General features: G+C 37.9%; 19 protein-coding genes. All 19 read left to right on the top strand.

Annotation, left to right across the window (positions count from 1 at the left end; all coding sequences use genetic code 11):
- Window positions 1-27 precede the first annotated feature (27 nt).
- The 19 genes from KHA95_RS07620 to KHA95_RS07530 all read left to right on the top strand — a co-directional run bounded on the left by KHA95_RS07620 (window position 28) and on the right by KHA95_RS07530 (window position 23,631).
- Window positions 28-1,344: a solute carrier family 23 protein gene (locus KHA95_RS07620; RefSeq protein ID WP_213136869.1), complete on the top strand. Its 1,317-nt coding sequence runs from the start codon at window positions 28-30 to the stop codon at window positions 1,342-1,344.
- 56 nt (window positions 1,345-1,400) lie between these two features.
- On the top strand, window positions 1,401-2,870 hold the full coding sequence (locus KHA95_RS07615; RefSeq protein ID WP_213136868.1) for an NCS1 family transporter: 1,470 nt from the start codon (window positions 1,401-1,403) through the stop codon (window positions 2,868-2,870).
- Window positions 2,871-2,903: 33 nt separating this feature from the next.
- Entirely contained in the window at window positions 2,904-3,128 is a 225-nt protein-coding gene (locus KHA95_RS07610; RefSeq protein WP_213136867.1) for a hypothetical protein, read from the top strand.
- 304 nt (window positions 3,129-3,432) lie between these two features.
- Window positions 3,433-5,040, top strand: coding sequence for a PucR family transcriptional regulator (locus KHA95_RS07605; protein ID WP_213136866.1), 1,608 nt, complete (start codon window positions 3,433-3,435; stop codon window positions 5,038-5,040).
- A gap of 140 nt (window positions 5,041-5,180) precedes the next feature.
- Window positions 5,181-6,647 carry a CoA-acylating methylmalonate-semialdehyde dehydrogenase gene (locus tag KHA95_RS07600; protein ID WP_213136865.1) on the top strand — a complete coding sequence of 489 codons (1,467 nt, stop codon included), beginning with the start codon at window positions 5,181-5,183 and terminating at the stop codon, window positions 6,645-6,647.
- Window positions 6,648-6,667: 20 nt separating this feature from the next.
- Window positions 6,668-8,020, top strand: a complete 1,353-nt coding sequence (locus tag KHA95_RS07595; protein ID WP_213136864.1) for an aspartate aminotransferase family protein — start codon at window positions 6,668-6,670, stop codon at window positions 8,018-8,020.
- Window positions 8,021-8,073: 53 nt separating this feature from the next.
- Window positions 8,074-9,177 carry an alanine dehydrogenase gene (gene ald / locus KHA95_RS07590; protein WP_213136863.1) on the top strand — a complete coding sequence of 368 codons (1,104 nt, stop codon included), beginning with the start codon at window positions 8,074-8,076 and terminating at the stop codon, window positions 9,175-9,177.
- Between the two features lie 191 nt (window positions 9,178-9,368).
- On the top strand, window positions 9,369-10,604 hold the full coding sequence (locus tag KHA95_RS07585; RefSeq protein WP_213136862.1) for an ATP-binding protein: 1,236 nt from the start codon (window positions 9,369-9,371) through the stop codon (window positions 10,602-10,604).
- A gap of 294 nt (window positions 10,605-10,898) precedes the next feature.
- A complete protein-coding gene (locus KHA95_RS07580) occupies window positions 10,899-12,776 on the top strand; it encodes a beta-N-acetylhexosaminidase (RefSeq protein ID WP_213136861.1) in 1,878 nt (625 codons plus the stop codon).
- A 280-nt stretch (window positions 12,777-13,056) separates the two neighbouring features.
- Complete coding sequence (locus KHA95_RS07575) at window positions 13,057-13,770, top strand: PIG-L deacetylase family protein (protein WP_213136860.1); 714 nt, start codon at window positions 13,057-13,059, stop codon at window positions 13,768-13,770.
- A 25-nt stretch (window positions 13,771-13,795) separates the two neighbouring features.
- Window positions 13,796-15,400: a beta-N-acetylhexosaminidase gene (nagZ, locus tag KHA95_RS07570; protein ID WP_213136859.1), complete on the top strand. Its 1,605-nt coding sequence runs from the start codon at window positions 13,796-13,798 to the stop codon at window positions 15,398-15,400.
- Between the two features lie 67 nt (window positions 15,401-15,467).
- Window positions 15,468-16,430, top strand: a complete 963-nt coding sequence (locus KHA95_RS07565) for an ABC transporter permease (RefSeq protein ID WP_249316627.1) — start codon at window positions 15,468-15,470, stop codon at window positions 16,428-16,430.
- 13 nt (window positions 16,431-16,443) lie between these two features.
- On the top strand, window positions 16,444-17,340 hold the full coding sequence (locus KHA95_RS07560) for a carbohydrate ABC transporter permease (protein ID WP_213136858.1): 897 nt from the start codon (window positions 16,444-16,446) through the stop codon (window positions 17,338-17,340).
- A gap of 88 nt (window positions 17,341-17,428) precedes the next feature.
- Entirely contained in the window at window positions 17,429-19,006 is a 1,578-nt protein-coding gene (locus KHA95_RS07555; protein WP_213136857.1) for an extracellular solute-binding protein, read from the top strand.
- Window positions 19,007-19,091: 85 nt separating this feature from the next.
- Window positions 19,092-19,721, top strand: coding sequence for a YesL family protein (locus KHA95_RS07550; RefSeq protein WP_213136856.1), 630 nt, complete (start codon window positions 19,092-19,094; stop codon window positions 19,719-19,721).
- A complete protein-coding gene (locus KHA95_RS07545; RefSeq protein WP_213136855.1) occupies window positions 19,718-20,866 on the top strand; it encodes an exo-beta-N-acetylmuramidase NamZ family protein in 1,149 nt (382 codons plus the stop codon). The genes KHA95_RS07550 and KHA95_RS07545 overlap by 4 nt, the downstream gene beginning before the upstream one ends.
- A gap of 12 nt (window positions 20,867-20,878) precedes the next feature.
- Window positions 20,879-21,793, top strand: coding sequence for an N-acetylmuramic acid 6-phosphate etherase (gene murQ, locus KHA95_RS07540; RefSeq protein ID WP_213136854.1), 915 nt, complete (start codon window positions 20,879-20,881; stop codon window positions 21,791-21,793).
- 2 nt (window positions 21,794-21,795) lie between these two features.
- Window positions 21,796-22,755, top strand: coding sequence for a GNAT family N-acetyltransferase (locus tag KHA95_RS07535; RefSeq protein WP_213136853.1), 960 nt, complete (start codon window positions 21,796-21,798; stop codon window positions 22,753-22,755).
- Between the two features lie 12 nt (window positions 22,756-22,767).
- Window positions 22,768-23,631: a MurR/RpiR family transcriptional regulator gene (locus KHA95_RS07530; protein WP_213136852.1), complete on the top strand. Its 864-nt coding sequence runs from the start codon at window positions 22,768-22,770 to the stop codon at window positions 23,629-23,631.
- Window positions 23,632-23,642: the final 11 nt, after the last annotated feature.

Below are 23,642 nucleotides of genomic sequence, written 5' to 3'. Positions count from 1 at the left end.
AAATAAAATTCGTGAGGATGAATTGAAATGACAAATGAAAACTCAAAAATTGTCGTTGGGATTCAAGAATCTCCACCACCTGCACAATTTATCGTACTAAGTTTACAACATCTATTTGCGATGTTTGGGGCAACGATTCTTGTACCATACTTAGTGGATTTAAGTCCAGGGGTTGCGCTTATTTCAAGTGGTTTAGGCACAATTGCTTTTCTTCTGATTACGAAAGGGCAAGTTCCTGCATATGTTGGTTCTTCCTTTGCTTTTATCGTACCGATCATTGCGGCAACAGCAGTTGGAGGACCTGGTGCAGCAATGATCGGAAGCTTTTTAGCGGGCCTTGTCTACGGGATCGTTGCGCTGTTAATTAAAGCGGCTGGCCATAAATGGATCGTTAAAATATTACCTCCTGTCGTTGTCGGGCCTGTAATTGTTGTCATAGGTTTAAGTTTGGCTCCCGTCGCGGTTGATATGGCAATGAATAACCCTGATGGTGATTATAGTTTGCTTTATTTTTCCGTCGCATTAGTCACGCTTTTAATTGTTGTGTTAAGCTCTATCTTTTTAAAAGGATTCCTTAATTTAATTCCTGTTTTAATTGGAATTATCGGTGGATATGCCTACGCGGCAGCTGCTGGAATTGTTGATCTATCTGGAGTAAAAGCAGCGAGTTTTTTTGAAGCTCCAGCGTTTCTTATCCCGTATGTGACGTACACACCAAGTTTCTCATGGACGATCGTTTCTTTAATGGTTCCAGTTTCAATCGTTACACTATCTGAACATATCGGGCATCAGATGGTATTAAGTAAAGTAGTGCAAAAGGATTTACTCCTAAGACCTGGATTGCATCGTTCCATTATGGGGGATGGTGTGGCGACCATGCTTGCTGCCCTTATTGGTGGTCCACCAAATACAACATATGGAGAAAACATTGGAGTATTAGCGATTACACGTGTTTTTAGTGTTTTCGTTATTGGTGGCGCGGCAGTGTTGGCGATTTGCTTTGGATTTATCGGTAAAATCACCGCGCTTATCAGTTCGATCCCAACACCAGTCATGGGAGGTATTTCGATTCTTTTATTTGGGATCATTGCTGCTTCTGGTTTACGTATGCTTGTTGATACAAAAGTTGATTTTGGAGATAAGCGAAACCTCATTATTTCATCTGTCATTCTCGTCATCGGAATAGGTGGTGCGACATTAAAGTTTGCTGAAAATTTTGAGATCCATGCGATGGCTTTAGCTGCAATCGTTGGTGTGCTATTAAATCTTGTTCTTCCAGGCGGTGAGGTTCCAGAAGACGTGGATATATACGAAGTGGGGTTAGATGACGAAGATATTGCTTAAGTGAATTTCACTGCAAATCACAATGGCATGATGACGAGTCAAAGAGAGGTGCACTCATGAAGCAGAGTGGAGATTATTTGAAATCAGCTGACTTACTTCCCATTGCCCACCATGATCGAAACATCGGCACGAAAGGTTTCGCGGTTATTTGGGTAGGTATGGCGGTCGTTTTAGCTGCATTTGCGATTGGTGGGGCCGGAGTACAGAGCTTATCACTCGGATGGGTGATTGTTGCCACATTAATTGGATCGGTAGCGATTGGGATTTTTATGACGATTATTGGTGATATTGGCATCGAACATGGTCTATCATTCCCTGTGTATATGCGGGCGCCATTCGGAACGATTGGTACACATTTACCATCATTGGTACGGGGTATTACTGCTTCTTGTTGGTTTGGGTTAAATACGTATTTCGGTGCTACCGCAATGAATGGGATTTTAGCTTTACTTGTTGGATTTGATAATTGGTTCGTTTGCTTTTTAATATTTGCGGTGCTTCAACTCGTTAATACCGCGCTAGGAATAAAGGCAATTGAAAGATTTGCAGATTTGGCGGCACCGACGATCATTCTCATATCAGCCTGGATGTACACATCACTCTCTGATCAAGCAGCCTCACAAGGTAGAGCCGTTTGGAGCTGGGTGGAAAGTCCGGTGACGGGTGGAGCAGCGATTACAGCATTTATGGTAATTGTTATGAGCAATATGGGTTTTTGGGCCACGTTGGCTGCTGATATGCCCTCGTTATCAAGATTTTTTAAAGCCCCAAGAAATGAAAGAAACTGGTTTAAGCGAAATAAATCACAAATTGTAGGAAGCATTATCGTGATGCCAATTGTCAATACATTTATGATCATTATCGGAGCAGTCGCCTACATTGCGGTCACTACATTTGACCCGATAGCAGCACTAAGTGAAGCGGCAAACGGCTTTGTTCTAGGAATTTTATTGTTAATGATTGTATTTGCGCAATGGTCCACGAATACATCGGCTAATGTCATTCCAGCGGCAACGATCTTCTCGAATGTAGGAGGCCCGAAAGTACCGTTTTGGGTGGCCGTCATGATCGCCGGTATAATCGGCATCGTCGTTCAACCATGGAGTTTATTCGATGTTATTATCCCGGCACTGCTTATTATTGGCGGGATTTTATCAGCAATTGTTGGGATATTATTTACTGACTATTATCTTCTTCGAAAACGTCGGGTAAATGTACGTGATTTATATGAAGGTGATGGGCAGTTTGCCTTTATGAACGGATTTAATATGGCTGGTATGATTGCTTGGGCAGTCGGTGGCATCGCATCATACTTTTTGCAGGCATATTCGTTTATCATTGGCTTTGCTGTCGGAGGAATCGTTTATTATTTCCTTGCAAAGTATTGGTGGTTTAAAAAATATAAGCAAGCGGAAATTGAAGATCCAAATGATGAAAAATATTTAGGAATTACGGTCGGCCGTGATTGGGAAATTCCTATCAGGGAGGAGATCGTTGTCCACGATACGGTAACTAGAAACGTATAGAAAATCTACTTCTCTAAGGAGTGAATTTATTATATGACAGAATATCAGGAATTTTTACAGGAGAGAGATCAAATTGATTATTTAGTAGCGCAAGGGTATAAGATAAAGAGCATTACGGAAAATTTAAGTGGCGCTTTCGTTGATTTTGAAAAATATACGGAATCCCAAGTTGAAAATGAAACATTGCATATTTTAACGGCAAATGGCCGGAAATATTTTTCTGTCGTTTTACTTGAGCAACAAAGAAAAACGGGATGAAATTGTTGGAAGCTGGTGAACAAGTTAATTGTTTACCAGTTTCTTCTCATTGTCTAGGAAAGTATAGAATGCTTGCTTGTGGACAGCTTATCTTGGAGCAATCTATGTCTAGCTCCAGGCGGCCAGCGACTAGCTGTATGATAAGTCAACATCGGCTGTGTTTCCTTTAAGGATCGTCGACTTAGACCGCCACGTCCTGTGGGAACGTCGACGCACCAACATCCTGTTGGCGCAGTTTGTACGTCGCTAAACGGGCGCTTTCGCTTTTGTTCTTTTAAAAATCTTATAAAAAGGGTGCTTCAAATTGAAATCTTATATTACGGTTGAAGATATTCTCCAAAGGAAGCATTTTGAAAATATTGATGTGATTGCTGGTAGTGAAGGACTTAATCGAATTGTAAAATGGGTCCATGTCGTTGAGGTGACGAACATTCGCAATCTATTGAATGGCAACGAATTGATCCTTTCAACTGGAATCGTTTGGAAAGGGGATCGTGAGCAATTCATTTCATTAATCGAGCAATTAATTGAAATAGAAGCAGCGGGACTTTGTTTAGAAATGGTGACATATACATCCTTGATTCCCCAGGAAATTATCGACATAGCCAATCGATTCCATTTTCCTCTTATTATATTTCAGAAAGAAGTTCCATTTGTAGAAATTACCCAAGATATTCATTCACTTCTCATTAATCGTCAATATCAAATGACAGCGGATTTAGAGAAGTATTCACAAGTTTTAAATAAAAAGCTTCTAACAATCGAGCACTACTCGGAAATTTTAAAATTTATTCAGAAATATTTACATGTTCAAGTCATTCTTGAATTTAGCAATAAAGAGATCCAGTTTATACCTGAGGTGATTGAATTAAAACGGCGGGCTCTTCTTGAGATGGTTGAAAATAAAGAAGGGATAGGATCGTTTTCAACGATTAGAACACCAATCCATTTAATGGGAGATCATTTTGCTGAGCTTATGATTACGTCCAATGAAAGATCATTAAGTGAATATGATCAATTGATTTTAGATCGAACAGCAACGGCGCTTGCTCAATTTTTTTTACGTGAACTTTATGTAGAAGAAAAACGGAGAGTAGAAGAGACAGAATGGTTAAAAAGGTGGCTAAAGGGAGATGAAAGTGAGGAATCAATTTATGATTATCTAGCTTATCATATGCCAGCAGTCAAATCGAAAGGAGCGTTAGTTTGTATTTGTAAGCTTGAGGCACTCGATTATTATTCGAAAATCGATTTAACCTATTTTAAGCTTTATTTCAGAACGATTTTTGAGCAGCAAGGTTTTTCTTTTTTTTCGATTGAAGAAAGAAATACGCTTGTATGCATCATGATCAATGAAAGAAGCAGTGCGACGTGGAAAAAAAGAATGAAGGAAGGAATTCGTCGTTTAAAGAAGTCGCAAGCGCAAATAAAGTTGAAGCAAATGATCGGCGTTGGAAAATATGAAGTGGAGTTAACGAGAATACATAAAAGCTATGAAACAGCATTGGAAACGATTCGCATTCAGGAGAGACGACCGGACCACTCAGAACAGCATTTTTATGATGATCTTCATATTTTTCGCTTTATTCATTTGTTACATCGTCATTCTGATTTACGAGAAACGGTACTTGAATATTTAGAGCCTGTGATTACGTATGATCAAAAAAATAATGGGAAATTAATGGAAACATTAAAAGCCTATTTGGCTTGTAATGGCTCAAAACAAGAAACAGCGAAGCAATTATTTATTGTAAGACAAACACTGTATCACCGTTTAGAAAGATTGGAAAAATTACTTGGAAATGATTTTATGGATCAGGAGAAAAGAGTAGCAATTGAGATGATGATTTTATCCAATGAATTTTTATCAGCATTAAAGCAGGAAAAAAATGCAAATCGTGAAGCATATTAGACATAAGTACCGATTAAAAGCCTGATGTTTGCATATTGTAGCGGAAAATGAAGTTGGTATTTTACAAAATGTCTAATGAAAGCCTTTTCTCGATAAGTGATAATTTATATATAAGCAAACAAAGGAGGAGGAGCGGAATCATGACAGTCATTAAAGAAGAAACAGCATTATTAAAAAATTATATTAACGGGGAATGGGTAAATGCGCTCGGGACAGAAACAGTAGATGTGCCCAATCCTGCGACAGGAGAAACATTAGCTAATGTACCGATTTCTTCAAAGGAGGATGTAAACCTCGCCGTTCAGGCAGCGAAGGAAGCATTCAAAACATGGAAAAACACCCCCGTCCCAAAAAGAGCAAGAATTTTATATAAATATCATTACTTATTAACAGAAAATCATGAAAAGCTAGCAAAATTGATCGTACAGGAGAATGGTAAAGCGTATAAAGAAGCATATGGAGAAGTACAAAGAGGCATTGAGTGCGTAGAATTTGCCGCAGGTGCACCAACATTAATGATGGGGGAGACATTATCTAATATTGCCGATAATATTGATTCAGAAATGTTTCGCTATCCATTAGGAGTTGTCGGAGGGATTACACCATTTAATTTTCCAATGATGGTTCCGTTATGGATGTTTCCATTAGCGATCGCATGTGGGAATACGTTTGTACTAAAGCCGTCTGAACGGACGCCCATTCTCGCAAATGAATTAGTAAAGCTTTTTACTGAAGCTGGAGCGCCAAAAGGAGTTTTAAACATCGTTCATGGCGCACATGACGTTGTAAATGGATTACTGGAACATCAAGATATTAAGGCAATCTCATTTGTCGGTTCCCAGCCGGTTGCAAAATATGTATATGAACGTGCTGCAGCACAAGGAAAGAGAGTTCAAGCATTATCAGGTGCAAAAAATCATCATATCGTCATGCCAGACGCTGACGTTGAAACGGCGGTTACGCAAATTATTAGTTCCGCATTTGGCAGCGCGGGTCAGCGTTGTATGGCGTGTAGTGCAGTTGTCGTTGTCGGAGAAGGTGATGCATTCGTTCAGGCGTTGAGGCAAAAAGCAAATGAGCTGACAATCGGAAATGGGTTGGATGAAGATGTATTATTAACTCCGGTTATTAGAGAGTCACATCGTAAAAAAGTATTGGATTATATTCAGCTCGGACTTGAAGAAGGTGCGTCATTAATTAGGGACGGACGAAAAGAAATCGATGAATTTGAAGAAGGCACATTTCTTGGACCGACGATCTTTGATCATGTAACACCAAGTATGACGATTGCGAAGGACGAAATTTTTGCTCCCGTTCTCAGCTTGCTGCGAGCGGATGATTTAGATGAGGGACTTGATTATATTCGCCAATCACGCTTCGGAAATGGGGCAACGATTTATACGAAAGATGCCAAGGCAGTTAGGCAATTTAGAGAAGAGGCTGATGCAGGCATGTTAGGAATCAATGTCGGAGTACCAGCTACGATGGCCTTTTTCCCATTCTCCGGTTGGAAAGATTCTTTCTATGGAGATCTTCATGTGAATGGAAAAGATGGGGTAAATTTTTTTACTCGCAAAAAAATGATCACATCCCGTTTTGACTATTAATCATAAATGAGGTGAAAGGGATGACTAATATTCAACAAAGTGAAGATTTATTAACGAAGGACGAAGAATACGTTTGGCATTCAATGAAACCTTACAGCCCTGATTCTACGATGATTGCAGAAAAAGCACAAGGATCATGGATTACTGATCATCAGGGCAAGCGATATTTAGATGCAATGTCAGGGCTATGGTGTGTCAATGTTGGCTATGGAAGAACAGAGTTAGCTGAAGCAGCCTTTGAACAATTAAAAGAAATGGCATATTTTCCATTAACTCAAAGCCATACACCGGCGATTAAGCTCGGAGAAAAGTTAAATGAAATGCTCGGTGATGAATATGTGATCTTTTTTTCAAATAGCGGTTCAGAAGCAAATGAAACGGCATTTAAATTAGTAAGACAATACCATCAGCAAAAAGGCGAGCATAGCCGTTATAAATTTATTTCTAGATATCGAGCATATCACGGAAATTCAATGGGAGCTCTAGCTGCAACTGGGCAGGCGCAGCGAAAGTATAAATTCGAGCCATTGGCACCTGGATTTATTCATGTCGCCCCACCTGATGTCTATCGCTCTACTGATAAAGTCGATTGTGCTGCAACCGAATTGGAATCCGTTAAAGAAATGGATCGGGTAATGACCTGGGAGTTAAGTGAAACGATCGCCGGCGTTATTATGGAACCAATAATTACCGGTGGTGGGGTGATCGTCCCTCACGATGAATACATGAAGGGAGTAAAGGAAGTTTGTGAAAAACATGGTGCCTTGCTCATTGCTGATGAAGTAATTTGTGGGTTTGGACGGACGGGAGAGCCGTTCGGATTCATGAATTATGGGGTGAAACCAGATATTATTACAATGGCAAAAGGGATTACGAGTGCTTATTTGCCCCTATCAGCAACAGCCGTTAAAAAAGAAATATATGAGGTTTTTAAAGGAGCCGGCGAATATGATTATTTCCGGCATATTAATACATTTGGAGGAAACCCAGCCGCATGTGCCCTTGCGTTAAAAAATATTGAGATTTTGGAAAACGAGAACTTATTCGCAAGATCAAAACAGTTAGGTGAATATGTAAAGCAAAGCTTGGCTACATCGCTTGAAGATCATCCGTTTGTTGGAGATGTAAGAGGAAAGGGTTTGCTTATAGGGATTGAGCTTGTGAAAGATAAAGCAACAAAGGTGCCGCTTGAAGCAAATGTAGTCAATCAAATCATTGCAGACTGTAAACAAAAAGGATTGATCATTGGCAAAAATGGAGCAACCGTTGCCGGATTTAATAATGTTTTAACATTAGCCCCACCTTTATCGATCGAAGAAGAGGATTTAGATTTTATCATAAAAACAGTAATCGAGGTAATACTGAGTATATAATTAATTCATGAAGACATGCCAAAATAAATTCATGGAAGAAGGGCTGATAAACCATGAAAATTGGTGTTCCAAAAGAAGTGAAAAACAATGAAAATCGAGTAGCTCTAACGCCTTCGGGTGTCATGGAGCTAGTCGCTCATAATCATCAAGTGTTTATTGAAAAGGGAGCAGGAGCGAAATCAGGCTTTCTTGATGAACAATATACAGCAGCAGGTGCGACGGTTGTCGAAACAGCTGCCGATGCATGGGCATGTGAAATGGTCATAAAAGTGAAAGAGCCGATCCAAGAGGAGTATCAATATTTCTATGATGGTTTAATTTTATTCGCCTATTTGCATTTAGCCGCCGATCAACCATTAACGGAAGCATTAATGGAAAAAAATGTAGTGGCAATTGCCTATGAAACGGTACAATTACCCGATAAATCCTTACCACTGCTTACACCAATGAGTGAAGTTGCCGGAAGAATGGCGACGCAAATCGGTGCGTCTTTTCTGGAAAAAACAAGGGGAGGAAAAGGAATATTACTCGGAGGGGTACCGGGGGTTAAAAGAGGAAAAGTGACGATTATCGGCGGCGGAGTCGTTGGCACAAATGCCGCTAAAATCGCCGTAGGCCTTGGGGCTCAAGTATCGATAATTGATGTAAATCCAGCACGTCTTCGTGAATTGGATGATTTATTTGGACATTCGATTAGCACATTAATGTCAAATTCCTTTAATATTAGCCAAGCGGTCGCTGAGGCCGATCTCGTTATTGGAGCGGTATTAATCCCTGGCGCCAAAGCACCAAAGCTTGTAACCGAGGAAATGGTTAGTTATATGGAAAACGGTTCAGTGATCGTTGATGTAGCCATCGATCAAGGGGGCATTTTCGAAACGGCAACTCAGGTAACAACCCATGCAAATCCAACGTATGTAAAACATGGGGTCGTTCATTATGCCGTTGGTAATATGCCTGGAGCCGTTCCTCGAACTTCAACGCTTGCACTTACGAATACAACGGTCCCGTATATTTTACAAATTGCGAATAAAGGCTATACGAAAGCTTTAAATGATAATCCATCCCTTTATAAAGGGCTAAACGTTATTAACGGAGAAATTGCATTTAAAGAAGTCGCGAAGGCCCATAATCTTCCATTTGCTTTTAGTAATTAGTGAAGAAACTATTCTGCACAAGCGTTCAAACTCTTGATATATAAGAGCGTGGACGCTTTTTTTCTCTTAATTTTTCCCCGTTTTTAAAAACTAGTAAATTGTAAATCCATTGTACAAAAATAATCATTTTCGGTAAGATATAACTAATACAATTGTACTTGTATAAGATTGTCAAGAAAGAGGGTTCCTCCTTGATTGAAGCCTTACTATTAAATTTCTTATTCTTACTATTTCCTGTTTTACTATATGTCGTTTTTTTCGAAAATGGAATATATCATGATAATAAAGTAATTCCTATTATCTTTTCATCGATTTCGATGGTACTGTGCATGACTTTTCCTATTAAATTAGAAAGCGGATTTATTGTTGATTTAAGGTACATCCCTTTCATTCTTATTGCTCTGTTTGGTGGCTATAAAATGGTATTTCCGCTTTATATCATTTTAAATATATGGCGTTTTTTTATCGGTGGCGCAGGGACTATTGAATCGTTTGTATTCTCCACAGTTATTTTTATGATTGTCCCTTTAATTAGTAGAAAATTTCTTCAACTGAATACACAAAAGAGAATTTCATGTGCGGTACTCGTTTCAATTTGCACCTCGATATTTTATCTGTCTACACTAAGCTCATTTTTTCATGAATTAACGACAGAATATTGGCTATTATCATTCTATACTTTAACTACTCATGCAATTGTTATTTTTATGATTATGATCTTAATTGAAAGGATCATTTCTAATGTGAAAAGCCGGGAGCGTTTTTTACATTCAGAACGTTTGAATGTAATTGGGGAATTATCGGCAAGTGTTGCTCATGAAATCCGGAATCCACTTACTGTCACCAACGGATTTCTACAACTGCTAAACGAATCAAGCACAATCACTAGTGAGGAGAGAATGTATATTGACTTCTCATTAAAAGAATTAGAACGAGCAGAAAAAATTGTAAGCGATTATCTAGCTTTCGCGAAGCCTCAATCAGCAAATATGATTTATTCAAATTTTAAAGATGAAATAGAATACGCAAAGAATATACTCATTCCTTATGCAAATATGAATCAAGTCAATATTCAATCACGTTTCCAAAATTCATTAAATAAAAATTACGATAAATATCAGATCCGTCAATGTTTCATTAATTTATTTAAAAATGGAATTGAGGCAATGAAAGAAAGTGGCGGTACGCTCAACATCGATATTTGGGACGAAAATAAGAAAATATTCTTTAAAATTACAGATACTGGGATTGGCATGACAAGTAAAGAGGTGGCATATTTAGGAAAACCATATTTTTCAAATAAAATAGAGGGAACAGGCTTAGGTATGCTGATGGTTTATGGCACGATTAATGAAATGAAGGGAGAAATTGAAGTAGAGAGTGAAAAAGGAAAGGGAACGACTTTTGTAATAACGATTCCTGTTTAGAAGCTAATTTTTCATCATCATAACAAATGAATAAAGAGATGGGGAAAGTATACTAACTTTCCCCTAAAAAATAACAGCACTCTCCGTTAATCTATTTTCTTATAGTGGATGGGGGAGTGTTTTTTGTCATTTTAGTGAGAGATCAATAAATAAGTTGCACCTCTAAAAACTTTTGATTGAAAATAAATTTTATTATAAACTAATAAATATTGATTTATTATTTCGGATTAATCCATTCTGTGTTATATTGTTTTGTAAGCGCAATCAATTTTAAGCTGTTAAGGAGGGCTATATTTGCGAATTAATTTTACAGGGCATACGGCAAACATTTCGGACGGATTATCCATTCTAGCAAAAGAGCTTCATTTTGAGCAAAGTGAGGATGGTTACATCATTCAACTCATTGAAAGAGAAGGTCCAATCCGTGTGAAAAATGAAAATGGAAAAGGTGAAATATACTTTCAGGAAAAAATTCATTTTTTTCGCGGATTAGGTTTATGGATTGAAAACTACATTCGACATGGTGATTTTGAACGAATTGAAAAACCACAATTTCATACGAATGGAGCAATGCTTGATGCTTCAAGAAATGCTGTGTTAACCGTAGAGAATATTCAAGGCCTTCTGCGCAAAATGGCAGTAATGGGGTTAAATGTTTTAATGGTTTACACAGAAGATACATACGAAGTGAAGGAATACCCATATTTTGGATATATGCGTGGAAAATATACGGAAAGTGAGCTAAAAATATGTGATCTTTATGCCGCCGCATTAGGAATTGAAATGATTCCGTGTATCCAAACATTGGCACATTTAACCGAGGCTTTAAAATGGAATTATGCCGCGCCCATTCGTGATACAGCAGATATTTTACTAGTAGACGAACCCGAAACATACCGTTTTCTAGAAAAAATCATAGAAGCAGCATCAAGGCCCTTTCAAACAAGACGGATTCATATTGGGATGGACGAGGCTCATCAGCTAGGTTTAGGTAAGTATCTAGATAAAAATGGATATGTAGAACGATTTCAATTGATGAATAGGCATCTTAATTCCGTCATTGAGATCACAGAAAAATTGAGTCTTAAGCCAATGATTTGGAGTGATATGTATTTTCGACTGGGATCTAAAGAGCGTGATTATTACGACCTTAATGTGGAAATACCAGCAGAAGTAGTAGATTCGATCCCAAATGTTCAGCTCGTTTACTGGGATTATTATCATACTGAAGAGGATTTTTATCATACCTTTATTCAAAAGCATAAAGAACTTGGATCCGATCCTATATTCGCGGGAGGTGCTTGGACCTGGAATGGGATTTCACCAAATTACGGAAAGGCAATGGTAACAACTGAAGCAGCATTGAATGCTTGTAAAAAAACAGGGATTAAAGAAATATTTGCCACGATGTGGGGAGACAATGGAGCGGAAACACCATTAATGACATCATTGCCGATTTTACAGCTTTACGCTGAACATTCCTACTATGAACAAGTGAGCCCGGACCATTTGGAGCAACGCTTTCGTTTTTGCACTGGGGGGAATTTCACTGATTTTATGATGTTAAATCAATTTGATGAGACGCCTGGTGTGGAAAAAAATAATTTACATGAATCGAATCCATCAAAATTATTACTTTGGCAAGATCCTTTAATTGGCTTATATGACAAAAATATTCGCGGCTTAAATATGCAAGAACATTATAAACAACTTAGTTATGAATTAGCCATAACGAAATATGAACAAGTTGAATTACAATGTATGTTTGATTTTTATAAACAACTTGCTGATGTGCTTAGTCTGAAAGCAGAAATGGGAATACATTTACAAAAAGCATATGAGGCGAAAGATAAGGAAAAAATGCAGATTTTATGGAGTGAACTAGCGGAGGTAAAGAAAAGTGTAAGTAAGTTGCGCGTATCGCATCGGAAATTATGGTTTATGATGAATAAGCCGTTTGGTTGGGAAGTGATCGATATTCGCTATGGTGGCATATTGGCGAGAATTGAAACGACTCAACATCGATTAAGTCAATGGATAGATGGATTGATCGATAAAATTGAAGAATTGGAGGAAAAACGATTATATTTTGAAGGTCCGTACGTAATGCCAAAAGGAACGATTGGGAGAAATCTTTATCATCGTATTGTAACGGCAGGCAGCCTAATTTAATTCGAATCATCGGAAATTCTCAGCTCCTATAAGTGATAGAGTGAATGCTGTATTGGCAATCAGAAGGAGTTAAAGTCTCTGCTGATTCAATTACACCGCGCACAATTGATAAGATAATTATTAATAACTGAAACTATAATACAATAATTTTTAATATTTATTAAATTTTTATTTCACTTTTATTTTTTTTATGGTATATTGGAAGCAAGAAAAAGGTTTTTGAAAAATTAGTTTTTGAGTGTAAGCGGTATCAATTAAAAACAAAATAGAGGTGTAAGAGATGTCAAATAAAAAACATTTAGTCGTTGTTGGCGCGCATTGTGGAGATGCAGAAATTCAAGCGGGAGCGATTGCACATAAATATGCAAAAGCAGGCTGGGAAGTGACCTTTTTACATTTAACTCCAGGAGAAAAAGGAAACCCTCCACATATTTCTGAAGAAAAATATAAAAAGCAAAAAATGAAAGAAGCTGAAAAAGTAGCTAAAATATTAGGTGGAAAAAGCATTACATTAGATTATAAAGATGCCGAATTAACAATTAATGACGAGATTATTACACATATTGCTACATGGATGCGTAAGTTGAGACCGACGGTTGTTATTACACATTGGGAAAATAGTATTCATCCGGATCATGCGCTTTGTCCTAGACTATTACAAGCCGCACAAATGAAAGCTGGTTTACCAGGATTTGATTTGGAGGGACTAGCTCCACATTACTATCCGTTTTACCATAGTGAAAATTGGGAGGATATGGAAGGGTACGAGCCGGATATTTATATTGATGTCTCCGACGAATTTGATACATATTTGGAAGCACTATCTAATTATTGGTTTATTATGAACTCAACTTCCTTCCGTTACTATGATTATTACAAAGCACTTGGAACGGTAAGAGGATGTCTGAATCGCTCAAAATACGCTCAAACATTAAAATACCCTACGGGTGGAAACGTTAGAAAAGGTGGATTTATCCCGGGATATGAAATTTAACTAAGTTCCGATGGAGGAAAAATAGATGGAAACTAGTAATCTGGCAAAAAAAGTAGGACAACTACTTGTTATCGGATTTTCAGGTAAAAAAGTGACAAAACAAGTAAAAGACTTAATTCATAACTATCATGTTGGAGGAATTATATTATTTGGTCGTAATATCGGTACACCTAGGGAATTATTGAAATTAACGACAGATCTTCAATATGAGGCAAAGAATGCTGGCTACGAACATCCATTACTTATTTGCGTCGATCAAGAAAATGGTATTGTACGTCGCTTAGGAGAAGGAACAACAATTTTTCCAGGGGCAATGGCATTAGGGGCAACGCATAATCCAGATTATGCCTATGTAATCGGACAAGCTTCCGGCAAAGAATTAAAAGCGTTAGGAATCAATTGGAATCTAGCCCCAGTATTAGATGTGAATAATAACCCGGATAACCCAGTTATCGGTGTTCGCTCATTTGGAGAATCAGCAGAAAGTGTTGCCCAATTTGGTAAAGCGGCAATGCAAGGAATGCAGGCTGCCGGGGTCGTTACGACGTTAAAGCATTTTCCGGGTCATGGCGATACGAATGTTGACTCACATTTAGATTTACCAGTCATTCCACATGATAAAACCCGATTAGAAAAAATTGAGCTATATCCTTTTCAAACGGCAATTGCTGCCAGTGCGGATACAGTTATGACCGCGCATGTATATTTTCCTGCAATTGAAACAGAAACGAATGTACCGGCTACACTCTCTTCGAAAATCATAACTGGATTGCTTCGAGAAGAATTAGGTTTTACTGGAGTGGTGACTACCGATTGTATGGAAATGAATGCGATTGCAAATGGGATTGGTACGGAAAAAGGTAGCGTAGCAGCAATTAAAGCCGGGGTAGATTTTGTAATGATCTCGCACACATATGAAAAACAAGTTGGCGCTATCATGGAAATCTCAAAATCGATTGCCAATGGGGAAATCGGTGAAGGGATCATAGACAAAGCGGTTGAACGAATTAAGAGATTAAAAGAAAAGTATACAAGTTGGGAAGACATCATTTTTAAGGAAGAACTTGTTGTACCGGCTTTTGTTGGTAGTGAAAAACATGAAAAATTAGCGTATGACGTCTATAAAGAAAGTGTAACAATTGTTCAAAACAATGGAATATTGCCATTGCCTGTTAAAGAGCATAACCGAATATTAGTGATCCATCCTGATAACGGTACAACGATGCAAGTTGAGGATAAACGATATGCGCATTTATCTTTAGGTGATGCGGTTCGTTTACATCATTTAAATGTCGATGTATACCAATTTCCGAATCTTTTAACAGATCAAGAAATCGACACAATGATCGATAAAGCACTCAGCTATGATTTTGTAATCGTAGGTACACTGTCAGTTACACCAGGAAGTAAACAAATTGATTTAGTTAATAAGTTGTCAAATCATAATATAGACTTTGTTGTGATAGCAATGCGGGGTCCGTATGACTTTAAATACTTACCTGAAGTTCCAGCTTATATAAATACGTATGAATTTACTTATCCTGCATTAAAAGTTGCTGCATCTGCAATTTTTGGTAAAGAGAAGGTGAGCGGGAAGCTGCCAATTACGGTAAAACGAGAAACTGAGTAAGGGCTAGTCCTATTCATTCAGAGCAAGTTATGCAAAAACCTTTGTATAGAAAGGAGTTGTCACACAGATGGCTGAAAGGACTGTTACACAAATGGCAGATAAAGCAACACCCCGCAGTTTAGCTAGGAAAAAACGCTTTAACTGGAGAAGAATGAAAATCAATTGGCAGCTCTACTTACTATTAACTCCGGCGATCATTTACTTTCTCGTGTTTAAGTACTACCCAATGTATGGAGTTCAAATTGCTTTTAAAGATTTTCGGGCGATAGATGGTATTTTAGGAAGTGAATGGGTTGGTTTTGAACATTTTGTCCGATTTTTTAAATCGCATTACTTCTGGGAGTTAATCAAAAATACATTGGGAATAAATTTATATGCACTAGCATTGTTCCCAATTTCGATTATTGTTGCCCTTTCACTTAATGAATTAAGGGATGGGAAATTTAAGAAGATCGCTCAAACGATTACATATGCACCTCACTTCATTTCTGTTGTCGTTTTTGTCGGGATGATTATTGCCTTTTTAGACCCTGCAACAGGAATTATTAATAACTTTATTCAAACCATAGGATTTAAACCAATTAGCTTTATGACCGAACCAGCTTGGTTTAAATCGATCTTCGTTTGGTCGAATGAATGGCAAAATCTCGGTTGGGGAGCCATCATTTATTTAGCTGCATTAGCTGGCGTAGATCCGCAATTACATGAAGCGGCGAAAGTAGATGGGGCAACGCGGTTACAACGGATCTTCCATGTTAATTTGCCAAGTATTTTGCCGACGATTATCATCCTTCTTATTTTAAACATGGGAAGCATGATGTCGATTGGTTTTGAAAAGATCTTATTAATGCAAAACCCATTGAATTTGGATTCTTCTAGAGTCATCCAAACATATGTGTACGATGCGGGTTTATTACATGGACAATATAGTTATTCAACGGCAGTTGGTCTATTTAACTCAGTTATTAATTTCATCATTCTAATATTCTTTAACCGAGTGGCTAGAAGAACGGGTACAAGCTTATGGTAAAGGAGTATTCAATATGAGTATACAAGAAACGAAGTCTGACAAAATATTTGACATCTGCAATAAAATCCTAGTTTGGTTTTTTATCCTAATTATCTCCTATCCCCTTGTTTATATTTTAAGTGCATCGATTAGTGATCCGCATTACGTGAACTCGGGGCAAATGTGGTTATTTCCAAAAGGCATAACATTTGAAGGGTTTGGGCGTGTTTTACAAAGTAGTGAAATATGGCTCGGATATCGAAACACAATTTTTTATACGCTATTAGGGACATTGATCAATTTAGCCGTAACATTACCGTGTGCATACGCATTATCGAGGCAAGATTTAATCGGAAAAAAAGTAATTATGGCGATGCTAGTTTTTACAATGTTTTTCGATGGCGGTTTAATTCCTACCTATTTATTAATACGTGACCTAGGAATGATTAACACGATTTGGTCAATGGTGATTCCAAGTGCTGCTGCTATGTGGAATATTATAGTGACAATGTCATTTTTTAGGGTGACGATTCCGAGAGGTTTGGAAGAAGCAGCGGAGATTGATGGTGCATCACAAATACGAACCTTTTTCCAAATTGTGTTGCCACTGTCCGCACCGATCATTGCAGTAATGGCGTTATTTTATGGAGTTGGGCATTGGAACCAATATTTCGGAGCGCTGATTTATTTGCAAGATAGAGAGCTGTTTCCGTTGCAATTATTCCTCAGGGAGATTCTTGTACAGCAACAAATCACAGCTGAATTAATGCAGCAAAGCGGAACAGCTGAGGCACTTAGTCAACATGCACGAATCGCCGACATTATTAAATACGCAGTCATGATTGTATCAGCCGCACCGCTCTTAATTGTCTATCCATTCTTACAACGCTTCTTCCTTAAAGGAGTGATGATTGGATCACTAAAAGAGTGAGATATTGATGATCAAAGGAGGTGGTCATTAAAATCGAAACACAATGGCGTTTTTTCATCAATCAAATAAAAAAAGGGGAGTAGTTAACGTGAAAAAAAAGTTATTCGCTATGTTTGTCCTATTAATCTCAGCTGTACTGTTTGTCGGATGTTCCAAAGATAAAGAGAAAGTGGATACATCAGAAAAAACATCGGATAATTTTAACGAAACTGACTATCCGATTGTAAATGAATCGATTACTTTGCAAATGATGGGGAAAAGCTCTCCGATTCAACCTGAATGGAAAGAGATGGGCTTTTTCCAAGTGATGGAGGATAAAACGAATATTAAGTTCGATTTCCGCACGGCGGCAGCAGATGATTATACTCAAAATAAACAACTTGCTTTTGCGAGTTTAGACTTGCCAGATTTACTCTATGGGGCCGAACTAACACCTAGTGAAGAATCAGATTATGGTTCACAAGGTCTTTTGATTCCTTTAGAAGATTTAATTGATAAATACGCACCAAATTTTAAAAAGTTAATGGAAGAAAATCCAGATATCGCACCTTCGATTACTACACCAGACGGACATATTTATGCATTGCCAGGAATCGATAGTTCACAAACATCAAAAACACCCATTATGTGGCTGAATGGAAAATGGCTTGAGAAGCTTGGAGTGGATAAGCCACAAACAATGGATGAGTTTTATACATTGTTAAAACGATTTAAAGAAGAAGATCCAGGCAATGTTGGCAATGTAATTCCGATTACAGCCAATAGTCCGGCCGATTTAAGAGTTGGCTTATTACCTAACTTCGGAATTGTACAAGATGATGGGATTTATGAAGACAATGGAAAAGTTGAATACGCGTGGGTTCAAGATGAGTTTAAAGAATACCTGAAATATTTAAATCGTCTTTATGAAGAACAATTACTTGATAATGAAATGTTCTCGCATACTTGGGAACAGTTTGTTGCTAAAGGTGACCGCGTTGGAATCTTCTCAACATGGCCAATTGTTCAAGTAGGGTTTGAAGATGTTACTGAAGCATTGAACTATCCAGTATTGCCTCCAATGACGAGTGTAACGAATAATGAAAAATTAACGATTTTAATGAGCGATATCCGCAGAGGAAGAGCAGCGATTACGAAAGATAATAAATATCCTGAAGCGACAATGCGTTGGATTGACCACGCATATTCGGAAGAAGGAACGATTTTATCTCGTCTTGGAATTGAAGGAAAAACATTTAAATGGAATGACGCCAATCAATGGGAATTGTTGCAAGAAGAGGGGCTAAGCACGACAGAAACGAATGCCAAACATGCGCCAGGAGTTGGAACAAATGTACCTATGGTACTTACCGAGGAGTTTTTTGCAAAAGAGGGCGGAAACCCGACCATTCTTAAAATCTATGAGTGGATTTCTGAGGAGTTAGTTCCGTATGCAAAGTCACCATATCCTTTAGTTTACTTTACAGAAGATGAGCAGAAAAGAGTAAGTGCGTTGAAACCAGATATTGATACGTATTTTGAACAAATGGAAGCGAAGTTTATTACAGGCGCTCAACCGATTGATGCTTCTTGGGATGAATATGTTAATACATTAAAAGGATTAGGCATCGAAGAGTTAGTAGAGATTCATCAAGCAGCATACGATCGTTGGGCTGAAGCACAGTAAATTGTAAGTACATAACAGCCTGGATATTCTGGGCTGTTCTTTTACAAATGGTGAAATACTAGTTTACGAATAAGAGGCGATAAAGATGTCATTGGAAGGAATTGTTTGGAAATTATACGAAATATCAAACTGGCTGATGAAACTCATATTATTAAATAGTTTATGGCTCCTATTTTCACTGCTCGGTATCGTTATTTTCGGATTTTTTCCAGCAACTTCTGCCATGTTCGCCGTAACGAGAAAATGGATTTTAGGGGATACGGATATACCTATATTTAAAACGTTTTGGAATACGTATAGATCAAGCTTTTTACAAAGTAATATTCTTGGCTCTTTATTATTGTTGCTCGGCCTTGTTTTATATGTTGACTTACGTTTTTTTCAATCGTCTGAACATATTATCTTATCCTTATTAAACTTCTTTATCATTTTTGCTTTTATTATATATTTTGCAGTTGTATTGTACATTTTCCCGATTTATGTCCACTTTAAATGCAGAACAATGGAATATATAAAGCGTTCGATCATTATTGTGTTAGGGAAACCATTGCATTCGATTATGATGGTTGTCGGGAGTTATATTGTTTATATCGTAATAAGCATGGTTCCAGTGTTATTCATTTTTATTAGTGGAAGTCTAGCAAGCTTGCTTTTAATGTGGATCGCCATGAAAGCATTTGCGAGATACGATGTGAAAGTAGGTGAAGTCGATTGAAGCTTGGTCTTGATCTTTTCATTGAAGAAGAATATAAGCAATTTAAAGGAAAGCGAATCGGGCTTGTAACAAATTTAACCGGGGTAAATGGTAAGCTGGTTCCTTCGATTGATTTATTTTATGAGCATAAAGAAATTATGCTCACCGCTTTATACGCACCGGAGCATGGGATTCGTGGTGATGCTAAGGAAGGGGAAAAAGTTGAATCGACAACAGATCCATATACGGGATTACCTGTGTATAGCTTATACGGTGAAACAAGAAAACCGAGTAAAGAGATGTTGGATGATGTTGATGCAATAGTTTTCGATTTGCAAGATATCGGGTCTAGGTATTATACATTTATTTATACAATGGCTTATGTGATGGAAGCATGTGCTGAATATGGGAAGCATTTTATCGTATTAGATCGCCCCAATCCAGTTTCAGGGGAGAAAATGGAAGGGAATCTCGTTGAGGAGGATGTACGATCATTTGTTGGCTTATTGCCGATCCCGAACCGACACGGGATGACCGTGGCAGAGCTAGCATTAATGTACAAGCATGAATTTGGTTATCAATGTGAATTGACTGTTGTGCCGATGCAAGGCTGGAAGAGGGCAATGTATTTTGATGAGACGGGATTATTCTGGGTACCACCTTCTCCGAACACAACGACGATTACGATGAATATTTTATATACTGGTACATGCTTAATAGAAGGAACGAATTTATCGGAAGGCAGAGGAACGACTAGACCATTTGAAGTTGTAGGAGCACCATTTATTAATGGCTACGAATTGACGAGGGTGTTCAATCAGAAACAGATACCCGGTGTAATCGCTCATCCTACGTCCTTTATTCCTACGTATCAAAAATATAAGGATGAGATTTGTAGTGGTCTGCAACTGCATGTAGTTAATCGTGATCATTTACATTCTTTTGAAGTTGGAGTTAAGTTGTTAGAAACAATTGCTGAGATGTATCCGAATGATTTTCAATTTATAGCGAATGATGCGAATAAGTATTTCTTTGATCTTTTAGCTGGAACGAAAACATTAAAAGAGCATATTTTTGCGAAGACATCTAATGAATTCTTGCTTTCATGTTCGGAACAATTGGAATACTTTAATCAACAAAAAAAACCATATCTTTTATACAAATAGGATGGATAAACGATGAATAATTTATTAACTTTAACGACAGAAAAGAGAAATAAAAACACATATTCGATCGACAATATGTCAACAATTGAGATTTTAACGACGATTAACAATGAAGATATGACCGTAGCTCACAGTGTGCAAAAAGTTTTACCAGAAATCGAAAAAACGGTGGAGATTGTATATAAAGCATTTAAACTTGGCGGTAGACTTTTCTATGTTGGTGCTGGGACAAGTGGTCGGATTGGCATCATGGATGCAGTAGAATGCCCACCAACGTTCAGTACTTCACCGGAACTTGTGCAAGCATTAATGGCAGGTGGCCCAAAGGCAATTATGAAGGCAGTTGAAGGTGCTGAGGATGATGAAAACCTTGGTAAAGAGGATTTGACTGAGCGTCAATTAACAGAGCTTGATGTTGTAATTGGAATTGCGGCAAGCGGGAGGACACCATATGTTGTCGGCGCACTAAAATATGCTCAATCAATTGGAGCCAAAACCATTAGCTTATCAAGTAATGATAATTCTATCATTAGTAAGTTTGCAGATATTAAGATAGAAGTAGATACTGGGCCTGAAATATTAACGGGATCAACAAGGATGAAGGCGGCAACGGCTCATAAATTAATCTTAAATATGATCACAACGGCATCAATGATAAAAATCGGAAAAGTATATGAAAATTTAATGGTTGATTTAAAGGTAAGTAATCATAAATTAAAGGAACGTGCAAAGAACATTCTTTCCACGATTACGAATGTACCGTATAACCGGGCACAAGAGGTATTGGAACAAACGAATTATGAAGTAAAACCCGCAATCGTAATTATCGAGACAGGAATCTCTTTACAGGAAGCTAAAGCGGCCATTCATCAAGCTAATGGGTTCGTACGAAAAGCAATCGAAATAGCCGTTAAAGGAGAATGGTAGATATGATTACATATAGATATTATCAATCGGGAGATGAACAGCAAATTGTCGATTTGTGGAATCGTTCCTTATGGAAAGACCCAATTACGTCAAAGCGATTCCGTAATTTAGTATTATTAGATGCTAATTTTGATCCGAAAGGATTGCGGCTAGCATTTAGTGAAGAACGCTTAGTTGGTTGTTTCTATGCTGTCCGCAGGCTATTGCCGATGATGGGAGCAGATTTAGAGCCTGACAATGGCTGGATACCATTCTTTTTCGTCGATGAAACATATCAAGGAGATGGAATTGGCGGCAAGCTTTTGCAGGAAGCAATTGATTTTCTGAAAATAAATGGGAGGAAATATGTGTTTTTCGCTTCCTATGCCCCCAATTACATTATGCCGGGAATCGATGAGGAAGCCTACCCAGAAGCATATCAATTTCTATTAAGTCAAGGTTTTGATAAACTTTATTCACCAATAGCAATGGATCGAAACTTAGTAACTTTTAAACTTGCTGATGAGATTAAAGATTTAATAAAACAAAGGGAAATAGAAGGATATTCATTTACATTAGCCGAAGATAAAGACTTATATGATGTCATTCAATTTGCTAATCATACATTTAATCCAGACTGGGGGAGGGCGATTCGTGAGGGGGTGCTCCAAGGTTTGCCGCTAGAACGGATTTTAGTGGCAAGGGAGAAAGAGAACGTAGTTGGGTTTTGTATATACGGTGGATATGAAGGTGTGCCAGATCGATTTGGGCCATTTGGTGTTGATCCGAACCAGCAAGGTAAAGGGCTAGGTAAAATTTTATTAAATTTATGTTTACAACAAATGAAAGCGGAAAGCTTACATGGTGCATGGTTCCTTTGGACCGGAGAAAAAACATCGGCAGGCTATTTGTATAAAAAAACAGGGTTTGAAATAACGCGATCATTCCATGTTATGAAAAAGGAATTGAATAAAAAGAAATGAGTGATGCGATTTATGTCAACAAACGGGGGATTAGTCATATTAACGGAGATGCTGCCACAGTTACCCCCTTCTGAAAAAAAAATAGCTACGTATATTATTGAACATCCGAATGAGGCAATATTGCTTACGGCAATGGAGTTGGGGAAAAGAAGTTCTACAAGTGGTGCAGCAGTTATTCGCTTATGTAAATCATTAAAACTAAAGGGCTTTCAAGATTTGAAGTTACGAATTGCTGGGGATCTTCAAAAGACGACCAATGATGGCTTTCGCGATATTGAGCCGAATGAATCATTATTGGCGGTCATTGATAAAATGACGAATAATAGTATTCAAACGATTCGTGAAACAGCGGAGCTACTGGATATTGAAGAATTGGAAAAAGCGGTGGAGACTATTCGCCATGCGAGAAGAATCCATTTAGTTGGTGTCGGTGCTTCAAGCATTATTGCTCAAGATGCACAGCAAAAGTTTCTGCGCATTAATAAGACTGCATTTGCATTTGCTGATATGCATCTCGCAGCGACACAGGTTGCAAATGCTGAACCTGATGATGTTGTAATCGGCATTTCTTTTTCAGGGGAAACGATTGAGGTTGCCAATGTATTGGAATTAGCGAAACAACGAAATGTAAAGACAATTAGCCTTACGAAGTATGGGAAACACCGTATTGCTGATCAGGCGGATATTAAATTATACACATCGGCAACAAAGGAACCGACGTTTCGAAGTGGTGCTACATCATCAAGAATTGCTCAGTTACAAGTAATTGATATTTTATTTATGAGTGTAGCATCACGACAATATGATGAAACGGTTAAGCACTTGAATGCGACAAAGGAAGCAGTACAATTTTTAACGGGCAATGGCGGAAAATAAATATTCACGAT

It is taken from the genome of Bacillus sp. FJAT-50079 (genome assembly GCF_018343515.1).
In the GTDB taxonomy this organism is placed as follows: Bacteria; Bacillota; Bacilli; order Bacillales; family Bacillaceae_C; genus Lederbergia.
Note: the sequence above shows the minus strand (reverse complement) of the source record. Positions and strands in the feature narration are given on the sequence as shown.

Coding starts and splice junctions, on each gene's coding strand:
- KHA95_RS07620 (WP_213136869.1), top strand. CDS start 28: ATGACAAATGAAAACTCAAAAATTGTCGTTGGGATTCAAGAATCTCCA.
- KHA95_RS07615 (WP_213136868.1), top strand. CDS start 1,401: ATGAAGCAGAGTGGAGATTATTTGAAATCAGCTGACTTACTTCCCATT.
- KHA95_RS07610 (WP_213136867.1), top strand. CDS start 2,904: ATGACAGAATATCAGGAATTTTTACAGGAGAGAGATCAAATTGATTAT.
- KHA95_RS07600 (WP_213136865.1), top strand. CDS start 5,181: ATGACAGTCATTAAAGAAGAAACAGCATTATTAAAAAATTATATTAAC.
- KHA95_RS07595 (WP_213136864.1), top strand. CDS start 6,668: ATGACTAATATTCAACAAAGTGAAGATTTATTAACGAAGGACGAAGAA.
- ald (WP_213136863.1), top strand. CDS start 8,074: ATGAAAATTGGTGTTCCAAAAGAAGTGAAAAACAATGAAAATCGAGTA.
- KHA95_RS07575 (WP_213136860.1), top strand. CDS start 13,057: ATGTCAAATAAAAAACATTTAGTCGTTGTTGGCGCGCATTGTGGAGAT.
- nagZ (WP_213136859.1), top strand. CDS start 13,796: ATGGAAACTAGTAATCTGGCAAAAAAAGTAGGACAACTACTTGTTATC.
- KHA95_RS07565 (WP_249316627.1), top strand. CDS start 15,468: ATGGCTGAAAGGACTGTTACACAAATGGCAGATAAAGCAACACCCCGC.
- KHA95_RS07560 (WP_213136858.1), top strand. CDS start 16,444: ATGAGTATACAAGAAACGAAGTCTGACAAAATATTTGACATCTGCAAT.
- KHA95_RS07550 (WP_213136856.1), top strand. CDS start 19,092: ATGTCATTGGAAGGAATTGTTTGGAAATTATACGAAATATCAAACTGG.
- murQ (WP_213136854.1), top strand. CDS start 20,879: ATGAATAATTTATTAACTTTAACGACAGAAAAGAGAAATAAAAACACA.
- KHA95_RS07535 (WP_213136853.1), top strand. CDS start 21,796: ATGATTACATATAGATATTATCAATCGGGAGATGAACAGCAAATTGTC.
- KHA95_RS07530 (WP_213136852.1), top strand. CDS start 22,768: ATGTCAACAAACGGGGGATTAGTCATATTAACGGAGATGCTGCCACAG.